This is a genomic window from uncultured Roseobacter sp. (assembly GCF_947499265.1).
Lineage (GTDB): Bacteria > Pseudomonadota > Alphaproteobacteria > Rhodobacterales > Rhodobacteraceae > Roseobacter.
On record NZ_CANMNK010000001.1, the window covers coordinates 106,925 to 118,879 of the forward strand.

The 11,955-nt window shown below is 59.9% G+C and carries 9 protein-coding genes; 4 read left to right on the top strand and 5 right to left on the bottom strand.

The genetic code is table 11. The features are described from left to right. Positions 1 to 157 precede the first annotated feature (157 nt). The 3 genes from Q1A63_RS00505 to Q1A63_RS00515 form a co-directional block, all read right to left on the bottom strand. Positions 158 to 631 (bottom strand): hypothetical protein, encoded by a 474-nt coding sequence (locus Q1A63_RS00505; RefSeq protein ID WP_299630292.1) that lies wholly within the window; start codon positions 629 to 631, stop codon positions 158 to 160. Positions 632 to 695: 64 nt separating this feature from the next. Beyond that, positions 696 to 1,514: an ABC transporter ATP-binding protein gene (locus tag Q1A63_RS00510; protein ID WP_298968344.1), complete on the bottom strand. Its 819-nt coding sequence runs from the start codon at positions 1,512 to 1,514 to the stop codon at positions 696 to 698. Positions 1,515 to 1,586: 72 nt separating this feature from the next. Then, positions 1,587 to 3,557 carry an AMP-binding protein gene (locus tag Q1A63_RS00515; RefSeq protein ID WP_299630294.1) on the bottom strand — a complete coding sequence of 657 codons (1,971 nt, stop codon included), beginning with the start codon at positions 3,555 to 3,557 and terminating at the stop codon, positions 1,587 to 1,589. A gap of 239 nt (positions 3,558 to 3,796) precedes the next feature. Here Q1A63_RS00515 and Q1A63_RS00520 point away from each other — a divergent pair, with 239 nt between their 5' ends. Together Q1A63_RS00520 and Q1A63_RS00525 are read left to right on the top strand one after the other, a co-directional pair. Then, positions 3,797 to 5,710: a PAS-domain containing protein gene (locus tag Q1A63_RS00520; protein WP_299630296.1), complete on the top strand. Its 1,914-nt coding sequence runs from the start codon at positions 3,797 to 3,799 to the stop codon at positions 5,708 to 5,710. Then, entirely contained in the window at positions 5,707 to 6,408 is a 702-nt protein-coding gene (locus Q1A63_RS00525; protein WP_298968349.1) for a response regulator transcription factor, read from the top strand. Before Q1A63_RS00520 ends, Q1A63_RS00525 begins: the two co-directional genes overlap by 4 nt. A 15-nt stretch (positions 6,409 to 6,423) precedes the next feature. Here the strand turns inward: Q1A63_RS00525 and Q1A63_RS00530 are convergent, their stop codons facing one another. Both Q1A63_RS00530 and fdhF read right to left on the bottom strand, forming a co-directional pair. Beyond that, entirely contained in the window at positions 6,424 to 7,632 is a 1,209-nt protein-coding gene (locus Q1A63_RS00530) for a Zn-dependent hydrolase (RefSeq protein WP_299630298.1), read from the bottom strand. A gap of 48 nt (positions 7,633 to 7,680) precedes the next feature. Next, positions 7,681 to 10,446, bottom strand: a complete 2,766-nt coding sequence (fdhF, locus tag Q1A63_RS00535) for a formate dehydrogenase subunit alpha (RefSeq protein ID WP_298968352.1) — start codon at positions 10,444 to 10,446, stop codon at positions 7,681 to 7,683. A gap of 222 nt (positions 10,447 to 10,668) precedes the next feature. On the opposite strand from fdhF, the gene Q1A63_RS00540 reads away from it, so the two are divergent. Further along, on the top strand, positions 10,669 to 11,322 hold the full coding sequence (locus Q1A63_RS00540) for a histidine phosphatase family protein (protein ID WP_298968354.1): 654 nt from the start codon (positions 10,669 to 10,671) through the stop codon (positions 11,320 to 11,322). Between the two features lie 13 nt (positions 11,323 to 11,335). Beyond that, positions 11,336 to 11,953: a glutathione S-transferase family protein gene (locus tag Q1A63_RS00545; RefSeq protein WP_298968355.1), complete on the top strand. Its 618-nt coding sequence runs from the start codon at positions 11,336 to 11,338 to the stop codon at positions 11,951 to 11,953. Positions 11,954 to 11,955 lie beyond the last annotated feature (2 nt).

An 11,955-nucleotide genomic window follows, 5' to 3' on the forward strand; every position in this document is an offset into this window, starting at 1 on the left:
AGGCACCAGCCGAATCCACACGCGAAAGGAGCATTTCAGACCAAGCGGTACCGCACACCGTGCATCGATGTGATGCCATAGTTATATCGGCAAAAAACCGCCGGGTCACTGAAAGACCGACATGCGTCATACAAAGACCCGCGATATGCACGTGAAATTAGCTTTCAAGGTATGTCTCCAGCACGGAATAGGTGCCCGCATGCACCCCTTCCAGCACCAGCGTGACCCGCAAACGCGGCTCAATCCATTCAAGACTTGACAAAACTGTGGCGGTCCTCTCCCGCGCCATCTCGTACCGTTCCGTCCGCACCTGTGCTGCGATCCAACCGGCAATCTCGCCCCGATCCACAATGTCACCGGACACGGAACACAGGCGGTCCCCATCAAAAAGCGGTGCAGGGTCGAGGATAACGACATCTCCCTCAGCCGTCGGCCCATAGGCCCTGGCGTCCTTTGAAAACATGTCAGGCAGTTGCGCGTATTTGATCCAGTTCAGATCGGTCAGAACCGCCGGCGAAAATGCCTCAAAAGCATCGAGGCATCGCGACTGGAAAGTCTCCCATGCGTCCGCGCGAACGCCACCTTGAGGCGCCGATGCCATTAGAAACGCGGCGGATGTTGCAAAAACCATTCCGCATCGTCGCGCAAGCGACGTCATGCCGGTGCCGGGTCGAGGCACATTTGGCCGTGCGACATCAATCATGGCTGACACCCAGATAAGCGTCGATCACATCCTGATTGTTGCGCACCTCATCAGGTGTGCCGTCGCCGATCTTCTTGCCATAATCCATCACAACCACACGGTCGCTCAGGTCCATGACAACCCCCATGTCGTGCTCGATCAGCGCAATCGTCGTGCCGAACTCATCGTTCACGTCAAGAATAAAGCGGCTCATGTCCTCTTTTTCCTCGACATTCATGCCCGCCATCGGCTCATCTAGCAGCAGAAGAGACGGTTCGGCGGCCAAGGCCCGTGCCAGTTCCACGCGCTTTTTCAAACCATAGGGCAGACGGGCGACAGGGGTCTTGCGGATCGCCTGAATTTCCAGAAAATCAATGATCTTTTCGGCGAATTCCCGGTTTTCGGTTTCTTCCTGTTCCGCCTTGCCGAACCAAAGAGACTGCGCCCAAAGCCCGGTTTTCATCTTGGTCAGCCGCCCGGTCATCACATTATCGAGCACCGACATCCCTTCAAAAAGCGCGATGTTCTGGAAGGTGCGGGCAATGCCTTGCTGCGCCACCTGATAGGGCTTCATCTGTGGCCGCGGGCTGCCCTTGTAGAACACCTGCCCCTCCTGCGGGACATAGAAGCCGGAAATCACGTTGAGCATAGAGGATTTGCCCGCCCCGTTCGGACCGATGATCGCGCGGATCTCCCCTTCGCGAATATCAAAGGAAATGTCCTTGATCGCCTCCACCCCGCCAAACCGCAGCGTGATATTCTTCATCTCCATCACCACGCCACCAATCTTGCGACCGTCTTCGGTGGTGTATCCTTCGGTCTGATCAAGCATGATGAACTCTCGCAATAGTTGCGGCCAAACGGGATGGTGGGCGGGGCGATGGCGCAGCCGAGCGTCGTTCCATCATTCCGCCGCCATCTTCTGCGCAATCGCCTCTACTGCTGCCGACCGCACTTCCAGCGTCGCCGATATCGACCCTTTGCGCCCATCCTCATAGGTCACCTCAGTGACCGTGCTCACGGATGTCGATCCATCATAAAGTGCTGCGATGATATCCGCGTATTTCTCCTCGATGATCCGACGGCGTACCTTGCGGGTTCGGGTCAGCTCACCATCATCCGCATCTAACTCCTTGTGCAGCACGACAAACCGGTGGATCTGACACCCTGACAGCATATCATCCTGCGCCACCGAACGGTTCACCTCCTCAACATGGCCCTGGATCGTATCCATAACTTGGCTGTGCCGCGCCAACTCCTGATAAGAGGCATAGCCAATGTTGTTGCGTTCTGCCCAATTGCCCACGGCTGTGAGGTCGATGTTGATGAAGGCGGTACACTCATCCCGCCCATTGCCAAAAACCACGGCCTCGAGAATGTTGGGGAAAAACTTGAGCTTGTTCTCCACGTATTTCGGCGCAAAAAGCGCCCCGCTGGCCATCTGCCCCACATCCTTGGCGCGATCAATAATCCGCAGATGCCCGGTCTTTTCCTCGATAAACCCGGCGTCACCTGTCGCGACCCATCCTTCCGCGTCCTTGGTATCTGCCGTGCTTTCGGCGTTTTTGTAATACTCCACAAACACACCCGGGCTGCGGTAGAAGACTTCCCCATTCTCGGCGATTTTCAATTCCACACCCGGACAGCAGACGCCCACGGTATCGCTGCGCACTTCGCCATCGGGCTGTGCCGTGATGAAAACCGTGGCCTCTGTCTGGCCATATAGCTGTTTCAGGTTGATCCCCAGGGATCGGTAGAAATCAAATATCTCCGGTCCGATCGCTTCCCCCGCCGTATACCCCACACGCACGCGGCTGAACCCAAGCGTGTTTTTCAACGGTCCATAGATAAATAGCTCGCCGAGGTTATACTTGAACCTGTCCCATTGGCTGACCGGCTCCCCATCCAGAATGGCGGGACCCACCTTGCGCGCATGCGCCATGCAGATGTCGAAAAGCCATTTCTTGAAACGGCCCGCGTCTTCCATGCGGATCATCACATTGGTCAGCTGTGTCTCGAACACCCTCGGCGGCGCAAAATAATAGGTTGGCCCGATCTCCCGCAGATCGGTGTGCATCGTATCCGCGCTTTCCGGGCAATTGGTGCAGAATCCGGTCCACATCGCCTGACCGACCGAAAAAATAAAATCCCCAACCCAGGCCATCGGCAGATAGGCCAGAATATCATCCGTCTGCCGCAGATCATCGAACTCCGAGGACGACTTCGAGGTCTCGATCACATTGCGGTTGCTCAGGACCACGCCTTTGGGCTTGCCCGTCGTGCCCGACGTATAGAGCATCACGCAGGTGCTGTCGTAGGTCAGTTTCTCCTGGCGGGCGGTCAACTCCCCCAAAAGCTCATCCCGCTTGGCGCGTCCGGCATCCTGCACATGGGAATACTGGTGCAGCTTGGCATGGTCGTATTTCCGCAATCCGCGCGGATCAAGATAGATCATCTGCTCGAATGTCGGCAACTGATCCTGGATCTCAATAACCTTATCCACCTGCTCCTGATCGCCCACGATCACGAACCGTGCGCCGCAGTGGCCCAGCACGTAGGCCATCTCTTCCGCAACCGCATCCTGATAGAGCGGTACCGGGATTGCACCCACCATTTCCGCCGCCACCATGGACCAGTAAAGCTTGGGCCGGTTCCGCCCGATGATCGCAACGAAATCACCTTCCCTGGCGCCCAGATCGATCAACCCCAGCGCCAGCGCCTCAATCTCTTCGAGCGTTTCGCGCCAGGTCCACGACTGCCAAATGCCGTATTCCTTTTCGCGATACGCCGGGGCATTCGCGAATTCCGTGGCATTGCGGTGCAAAAGCGCCGGGACGGACTGCGGTCCGCTGGCGCCCTCTGTGCGATTATTCAATTGTTGTCCTCCCAGACCTTGCCCTTTTTCCAGACAAGCGCAGCCCTTTTGGCTGTCGTACAAATAACAATGTTCCTTTTACCCTTGAGGTCAACTTTTTCGTCATGTTTTCTCAATCCTAACGAATTGTTACAGGCGCATCTCGTCACGGCACCCACGACAAAGCTGATTTTCCTTCCCACTTTCCATGATAGGATTGGCGTGTGCTGGTCAGCACAGGACATCGTTTGGAGCAGCCTTTGACCATTTCCCAAAACCGGACACAGGAGCTGACAGCGGCGGGCCTCAATCTGATTGCGCAATCGCTGACGATCTACGATTCAGATCTGCGGCTTGTGGTGTGCAACGTCCCCTTTCAGCGGATGTTCGATCTGCCGGATGCGCTGGTCACGCCGGGGGCCACGTTTGAGGACACGATCCGACATCTGGCACTGCGCGGCGAATACGGCGATGTCACGGACGTGGAAACCTTTGTCGCGGAACGGGTGGAACAGGCGCGCGCCTTTGAAGTGCATTACATGGAACGCACCCGGTCAAACGGGCGGATCATCAGTGTCGAAGGCGCACCGCTGCCGCAGGGCGGATGGGTCACCGTCTACACCGATATTACCCGCACCAAACAGCAAGAGGCGCTGTTACAAGGCCGCTCCGAAGAACTCTCTGATCAATTGAACAGCTACGCCGAAGAGCTTTCCACCACCAACCGGGCGCTCTCTGCGATGAATGCAGCGCTGGAAGAGGCCAAGCGCGAATTGACCGAGATCGAAGCGCGCACCCGTCTGACCACCGAGATGATGCCCGCCCATATCGCGCATGTGGATGCTAGCGGCAGGTACACCTATTCGAACCGGCAGCTCAGCACGGTGATCCCGGGCCGCCCCTCGGATATCCACGGGATGCACATCCGCGATGCTTTGGGATCCTCCGCCTATGACCGGATCGCCAGCCACCTTGAGACGGCATACAGCGGCCAGGCGTCAGTCTTTGAGTTTACCGATGATGCGAGCGCCCGGCGCATTCGGGCGGCTTTCACGCCTGACACGCGCGGCGGCGTCTATATTCTTTCCATGGACGTCACAACCGAAATGCAGGCCCGCGTGGCACTGCAACAAACCCGCAGGCGCGCGCTGGCGGCGCAGATGACCTCCGGTCTGACCCATGATTTTTCCAACCTGCTCACGATTATTCTGGGCCTGCAATCCAAACTTCTGCGGTTGCAGGACCTGCCCGCCCAGGCCACCGACCTTGCCGAGGGAACGCTGGCGGCGGCGCGGCGCGGTGGCACCTTGCTGAGCAGCATCGCCGGGATGACCGCACAGCGAGCGCTCAGGCCAGAGGTCACCGATTTGCACACGCTGATGCAGGATCTCTATACGCTGGCCGCCCCCACCCTGCCGAAGGACGTGCGGCTCAACATAGAAAACGCCGCACCGGTGACGCCCATCCTGCTCGACGCAGGCATGGCGACCGACAGTCTGCTCAACCTGATCCTGAACGCCCGCGACGCCTGCGGCGCGTCGGGCGACATCTCCGTCACGGTCGGCCTTGTGCATGACACATGGATCGAATGGCAGATCTCCGATACCGGGCCGGGGTTTTCCGAGGCCGCCCTGACACGCGGGTTTGATCCGTTTTTCACGACCAAAGGGGCCGAAGGATCGGGTTTGGGCCTGCCGATGGTCTACGATATGACAAAACTGGCAGGCGGTGATCTGCGACTGGAAAACAGGGGGGATGGCGCACGGGTTGTCCTGCGATTGCCCTACCGGCCAGCGGTAAAAGCCGTCAAAGGCCTGGTGCTGCTGGTTGAGGACCGCGACGACCTGCGCGCCCTTTATCGCGGTATGCTGACCGACCTGGGGCAGGCGGTGATCGAAGCGGTGGGCGCGGATGAGGCCAGCGCGCTGATGGCAGATATTCCGGACATCACTTTCGTTCTCTCTGACGTGCAGTTGACCGGTGAGGCCACCGGGATCGATCTGGCGCACAGGGTGGACGGTGCCGTGCCGATTGTGCTGATGACCTCGCTGCCCGTCGATAACCCGCTTTATCAGGCCGCCCAAAAGGCGGCGCCCGTCTTGCGCAAACCCTTCACACCGGACGACATTGCAGCACTGTTTGCCGAGACCCCCGCACAGGTATCCGCCGAATGACCGCCCCCTTGGTGACAATCCTTGATGACGAACCGGCCATCCGCACGATGCTGGAGGATGCCCTACAGGATGCGGGTTTTCGCACAATGAGTTTTGGCCGCGCGCAGGCCTTTACCGCCGCGCTGGCGCAACAGACACCGGATGTCTGTCTGGTGGATCTGTCGCTGCCGGATACGGATGGTTTGACGCTGGTACACAAGCTGGCGCTGGAGCAAGGGGCGATCGTGATCATCATCTCCGGGCGGGCGCTGGTGCAGGACAAGGTCACCGGGCTGGAGTTGGGTGCCGATGACTACATCATCAAACCGTTTGACCCCGCAGAGGTGGTCGCCCGCGTCCGCGCACGGTTGCGCACCTCCAAGCCCACTCAGACAACAGGTCTGGTCGCGGATTTCGCCGGATGGACAGTGCGCTTTGATCAATATGTCCTGGAAGATGAAGCAGGTCAGCAGATCCCCTTCTCCCACGCAGAAGGCGAAGTCCTGCGCCTTTTTCTGGAAAACCCCAAGCGGCTGATCAGCCGGGCCCAGATGCAGGATCATCTGGGCGGGGCAGCCAGTGAGAGCTTTGACCGTGCCATGGACGTGCGCATTTCGCGGCTGCGCACCAAGCTGCGCGAGGATCCGAAAAACCCGCAGCTGATCAAGACAATCTATGGTGCTGGTTACATTTTTCTGGGGGATGTCGTCTGGCAATGAGGCCTGCGGCGCGCCTTATGACAGATCGGCCACCGCCTGCGCCAGCACCCTCAGGCCACAGACCAAATCGGCCTCGTCAGTGTCTTCCTCAAACGCATGGCTGATCCCGTTGATGGACGGCACAAAGAGCATTGCAACGGGCATCAGCGCCGCCACATTTGTCGCGTCATGCAAGGCACCCGATGGCATCTGCCGCCACTGGCTTGGCACAATCTGCTCTGATGCAGCACATAATGCGCCCTGAAGGCGCGCATCCATCGCGACCGGCTCCAACCCGAGCAGAGGGCCATAGGACAAGGTCATCCCCCGTGCCTCGGCAATTTCTTCCGCGGTTGTCCTGATCACGGTTTCGATCCGCTCAAGCCGCGCCGCATCGGCATCGCGCCATTGCATCGAAAACACCGCCCGGCCCGGCACGATAGAGGATGCGTTCGGGTGCAAACCGACATGGCCAATGGTCCAGACGGTCTGCGGCGTGACCACGTTCCGCAGCCGGTCATTCAGCAGCGTATTGAACGCCGACACCGCCTGAAACGCATCGCGGCGCAAGTGCATTGGCGTGGTCCCCGCGTGGTTTTGCTGGCCATCAAAGGTGATCTTCATGTCGCGGATGCCGACGATATCGGTCACGACACCAATCTTTCCCCCCGTTGCATCCAGGGTCGGGCCCTGCTCGATGTGCATTTCGATAAATCCTGTAAACTGCGCGGGATCCACGGGCCCTGTCACCATATCCGCCATGCGGGACCGCGCCGTCGTCAGCGCAACACCGGCGTGATCGGTCAGCCCATCCGCGTCCTTTTGGCTGAGGTGGCCAGACCAGACCGCGCTGCCCGTGGTGACGCCGAACCGCCCTTCTTCATCCTGAAAAGAGACCACCGATAGGGGTGGCCCACCGGTTTCCTGTGCGGCGCGCGCAACCTCCAGCGCCGCAATGACGCCAAGCGCGCCATCAAGCCATCCCCCCTCGGGCTGGCTGTCGCTGTGTGATCCCAGCAGTAGCGACTTGCCCTCGGCCAAACCAAAAAGATTGCCCATGGGATCGATCTCAACACGCAATCCGGCATCTGCCATTTGCTGCGCCAGCCATTTGCGCGCCGCGATATCCGCCTCACCATAGGCAGGCCGCACCACGCCTTTGCTGACACCCGACGCGCCAAAGCTGCGCAGCTTGTGCAAATTCGCCAGAAAGCGGTCAGGATCAACCACGCATTTCACCTCCATCGACCCGTCAAAGCCTAAGCTTTGACCTCTCGAAAGAGAAGGCGGCAATTATTCTGCGGCGACAGCCCCTTCGGCTTTTTCGACACGTACTGCGGAGAACTTGAACTCGGGGATCTTGCCGTAAGGGTCGATGGCCGGGTTGGTCAAAATGTTCGCCGCCGCTTCGACATAGGCGAAAGGCACAAACACCATATCCGGCGCGACGGCACGGTCTTCGCGCGCCATGATCGAAATGCTGCCGCGTTTGGTGGTCAGCTGCACATGCTCTCCGGGCACCACGCCCAGTTTGCGCAGGGTAGAGGGATGCAGCGAACAATTCGCCTCCGGCTCCAGCCCGTCCAGCACCGTGGACCGCCGGGTCATCGACCCGGTGTGCCAGTGCTCCAGCTGTCGACCCGTTGTCAGGATCATCGGGAAATCTTCGTCCGGCACATCATCGGGTGCAATCACACTGGCAGGGGTAAACCGCGCACGACCTTCTGGGCGCGGGAAACCCTCGCCAAAGACAATCGCCTGCCCCGGATCTTCGGGGCTGAGCGAGGGGTAGGTGACCGCATTCTGTTCGGCCAACCGATCCCAGGTGATATTTTCAAGGCTGCGCATGTTCTGCTTCATCTCGGCAAAGACATCTGCGGGGCTCTCGTAGGTCCACCCAAGGCCCAGCCGCTTGGCCAGTTCGACCTCGATCCACCAATCCTCGCGCGCATCGCCGGGGGGCGGGACAGCGGGGCGGCCCATCTGCACCTGCCGATTGGTGTTGGTCACCGTCCCGGATTTCTCGGCAAAGGCACTCGCGGGCAGGATCACGTCAGCATAGTTCGCCGTCTCGGTGATGAAGATGTCCTGCACCACGAGATGATCGAGCTTGGCCAATGCCGCGCGCGCGTGCTCCACATCCGGGTCGGACATGGCCGGGTTCTCGCCCAGCACATACATGCCCTTGATCTTGTCTTCATGCACGGCGTCCATGATCTCCGTCACGGTCAACCCGCGCTCGTTGGAGAAATCGGCGGAGCCCCAGACCTTGGTGAAGGCCGAGCGCACACCGTCATCGGTGACCGGCTGATAGTCCGGCAGGAACATCGGAATGAGCCCCGCATCCGACGCGCCCTGCACGTTGTTTTGCCCCCGCAGCGGGTGCAGGCCGGAGCCCGGACGCCCAACCTGTCCCGTCATCAAGGCCAGGGAGATCAGGCAGCGCGAGTTATCCGTCCCATGAATGTGCTGGCTGACGCCCATACCCCAGAAAATCATCGCAGCCTGGGCGCCCGCAAAGGTGCGTGCGACATCGCGCAGCACCTCAGGCTCAATCCCACAAATCGGGGCCATGGCTTCGGGCGAGAAGTCCGCCAGATGCGCCTTTTCCGCCTCCCAGTTCTCGGTGTAGGCGTCGATATACTGCTGATCGTAAAGGCCCTCCTCGACAATCGTGTGCATGATGGCGTTCAGCATGGACACATCGGCGCCGGGGCGGAATTGCAGCATGTGGCTGGCGAAGCGTTTCAGCGCCTGACCGCGCGGGTCCATCACAATCAACTTGCCGCCGCGCTTGGTGAACTGCTTGAAGAAAGTCGCGGCCACGGGATGGTTCTCGATCGGATTGCAACCAATGGCGATCGCGACATCCGCATTTTCGATCTCGTTAAAGGTCGCCGTCACCGCGCCCGACCCCACATTCTCCATCAGCGCCGCCACAGAGGACGCGTGGCAGAGCCGCGTGCAGTGATCGACGTTGTTGTGGCCAAAGCCCTGTCGGATCATCTTCTGGAACAGATAAGCTTCTTCGTTGGTGCACTTGGCGGAGCCGAACCCCGCGATCTCGCGCCCGCGGCCCTTCATGCCCGCGGCGGCAAAATCCAGCGCCTCGTCCCATGTGGCTTCGCGGAAATGCGTCTGCCAATTGCCGGGATCGACGTTCAACCCCTTGGCTGGCGCATCTTCACGGCGGATCAGCGGTTTGGTCAGCCGGTGCGGGTGGTGAATGTAGTCAAACCCGAAGCGTCCCTTGACGCAGAGCCGCCCCTCATTCGCCGGACCGTTGATCCCGTCAACATATTTCACCTTGCCGTCTTTGACTTTGAGCGAGACCTGACAGCCGACGCCGCAGAACGGGCAGATACTTTCGACGGCCTCGTCAAAATCGGCGCTGTCACCGACCTGATGTTCATCCACGACCGTGGCAGGCATCAAGGCTCCCGTCGGACAGGCCTGCACGCATTCGCCGCAGGCCACACAGGTGCTGTCGCCCATCGGGTCGGCCATATCGAAGGTTGGATAGCTGTCATGCCCGCGCCCCGACATGCCGATCACATCATTGACCTGCACCTCGCGGCAGGCCCGCACACAGAGCCCGCACTGAATGCAGGCATCCAGATTGACCGACATCGCCACATGGCTGTCATCCAGGAGCGGAATGCGTCCGTCTTCCAGTTTGGGAAAGCGGCTCTCCTCTACACCATTCAGCGCTGCCATCTCCCAGAGATGGCTTGATTTGTCATGCGACACATCCTGCTCCGGCTGATCGGCCAGCAGCATCTCCACCACCATCTTCCGCGCGCCTTCCGCCCGGGCGGAATTAGTTGTGACCACCATGCCTTCACTGGGTTCGCGGATGCAGGAGGCGGCAAGCGTCCGCTCGCCCCCGATCTCCACCATGCAGGCACGGCAATTTCCGTCAGGCCGATAGCCGGGGGCCGGTTTGTGACACAGATGCGGGATCACCAGCCCACGGCCATTGGCCACTTCCCAAATGGTCATACCGGCATCGGCCTGAACTTCCTGACCGTCCATTGTGAAGGTAATTTTGTCAGACATGCCGGTGCGCCTCCTCAGATTCTCGCGTTACTATAGGCCGCGCCGGGGGCTCTCAGGACCCTAATCCCGACACATCGCGCCGGATTTCCGCCAGATATGTTTCCCATTGGAAAGCAGCGTCGCGCATCTACTGCCACGACAAATACCGATGATCCGACATGCGCCGCCCTTTCCTCCGCCACGGTGCTCGCCTACTAAGGGGCAAAGCAATCGAAAGCAGCCATGTCTCACATCACTCTCATCCGTCACGGTCAGGCCAATTCCGGTGCTCAGGACGAAGCCAGCTATGACAAGCTGAGCGCGCTTGGCCATCAGCAATCGGCCTGGCTGGGTGCCCATTTACGCACGCAAAACCAACACCATACACGTCTCTATACCGGCACGCTGAAACGGCACATTGAGACCGCGCATGCGATGGAAACGGAGCTGGAACCGGTCAGAGACGCGCGCCTGAACGAGCTGGAATATCTGACGCTGGCCCGCGCGTTGGAGCAGGAACATGGCGTGCCCTTCCCGCATGATCAGGCGGCCTTCACCAGCCATCTGCCGCAGGTTTTTGCGGCATGGCAAAGGGATGAGATCGCAGGCGCGCCAGAACGTTTCGCCGATTTCGAGGCGCGCGTCTGGGATGCCCTGACGGAGATTGCAGCAGGCGATGGCCCCGCCCTCGTGGTGACATCGGGCGGGTTGATCTCGATGGCGATGCGTCACGTGCTGCGGCTTGATATTCAGGCCATGGCGCAGATGGCGCTGGCGATTTACAACACGTCGCAACACCGGCTCTTTCCCATCGGCGGCACGCTCTCGCCCACGATGTTCAACGCCATTCCCCATCTAGAAGATCCGGACCGGCACTACGCCCAGACCCACGTTTGAAAGGACCCGAGACATGCGCCTCTACTATGCCCCGCGCACGATTTCCATCGCCGTTGTGATCGCGCTCGAGGAGGCTGGCTTGCCCTACGACCCGGTCCGGGTTGATTTCCAATCCGGCGAGCAAACCAGCGAAACCTATCTGGCCATCAACCCCAAGGGACGCGTCCCCGCATTGCAGGTGTTGGACGGAACCGTGCTGACAGAAACCGGCGCCCTGTTGGAGTACATCGCGACCCAAGCGCCAGAGGCCGGGCTGGTGCCTGAAGATCCGATCAAGGCGGCGCAGATGCGCAGCGTGATGTATTACCTTGCGGCCACGATGCATGTGAACCATGCGCATAAAATGCGGGGGCACCGCTGGGCGGATCAGCAGTCGAGCTTTGACGACATGACTGCCAAGGTGCCACAGACCATGACCGCCAGCGCGCAGTATTTCACCGAAAACTGTCTGCAGGGGGATTATGTGCTGGGCGATGTGTTCTCAATGGCCGATCCGCATGCTTACATGATCTGCTCCTGGTTGGCTGGTGATGGCGTCGACCTTGGCGACTTCCCTGAAATTCAGGCGTATCTGGCGCGCATGAACGAACGCACCTCTGTCAAATCAGCCATCGCCCAGGGGATGCTTTAGGC

Bases quoted from the DNA above. Each gene is read 5' to 3' on its own strand.
- Q1A63_RS00530 (WP_299630298.1), bottom strand. From the start codon at position 7,632: ATGGAGGTGAAATGCGTGGTTGATCCTGACCGCTTTCTGGCGAATTTG.
- Q1A63_RS00540 (WP_298968354.1), top strand. From the start codon at position 10,669: ATGTCTCACATCACTCTCATCCGTCACGGTCAGGCCAATTCCGGTGCT.
- fdhF (WP_298968352.1), bottom strand. From the start codon at position 10,446: ATGTCTGACAAAATTACCTTCACAATGGACGGTCAGGAAGTTCAGGCC.
- Q1A63_RS00545 (WP_298968355.1), top strand. From the start codon at position 11,336: ATGCGCCTCTACTATGCCCCGCGCACGATTTCCATCGCCGTTGTGATC.
- Q1A63_RS00505 (WP_299630292.1), bottom strand. From the start codon at position 631: ATGGTTTTTGCAACATCCGCCGCGTTTCTAATGGCATCGGCGCCTCAA.
- Q1A63_RS00525 (WP_298968349.1), top strand. From the start codon at position 5,707: ATGACCGCCCCCTTGGTGACAATCCTTGATGACGAACCGGCCATCCGC.
- Q1A63_RS00510 (WP_298968344.1), bottom strand. From the start codon at position 1,514: ATGCTTGATCAGACCGAAGGATACACCACCGAAGACGGTCGCAAGATT.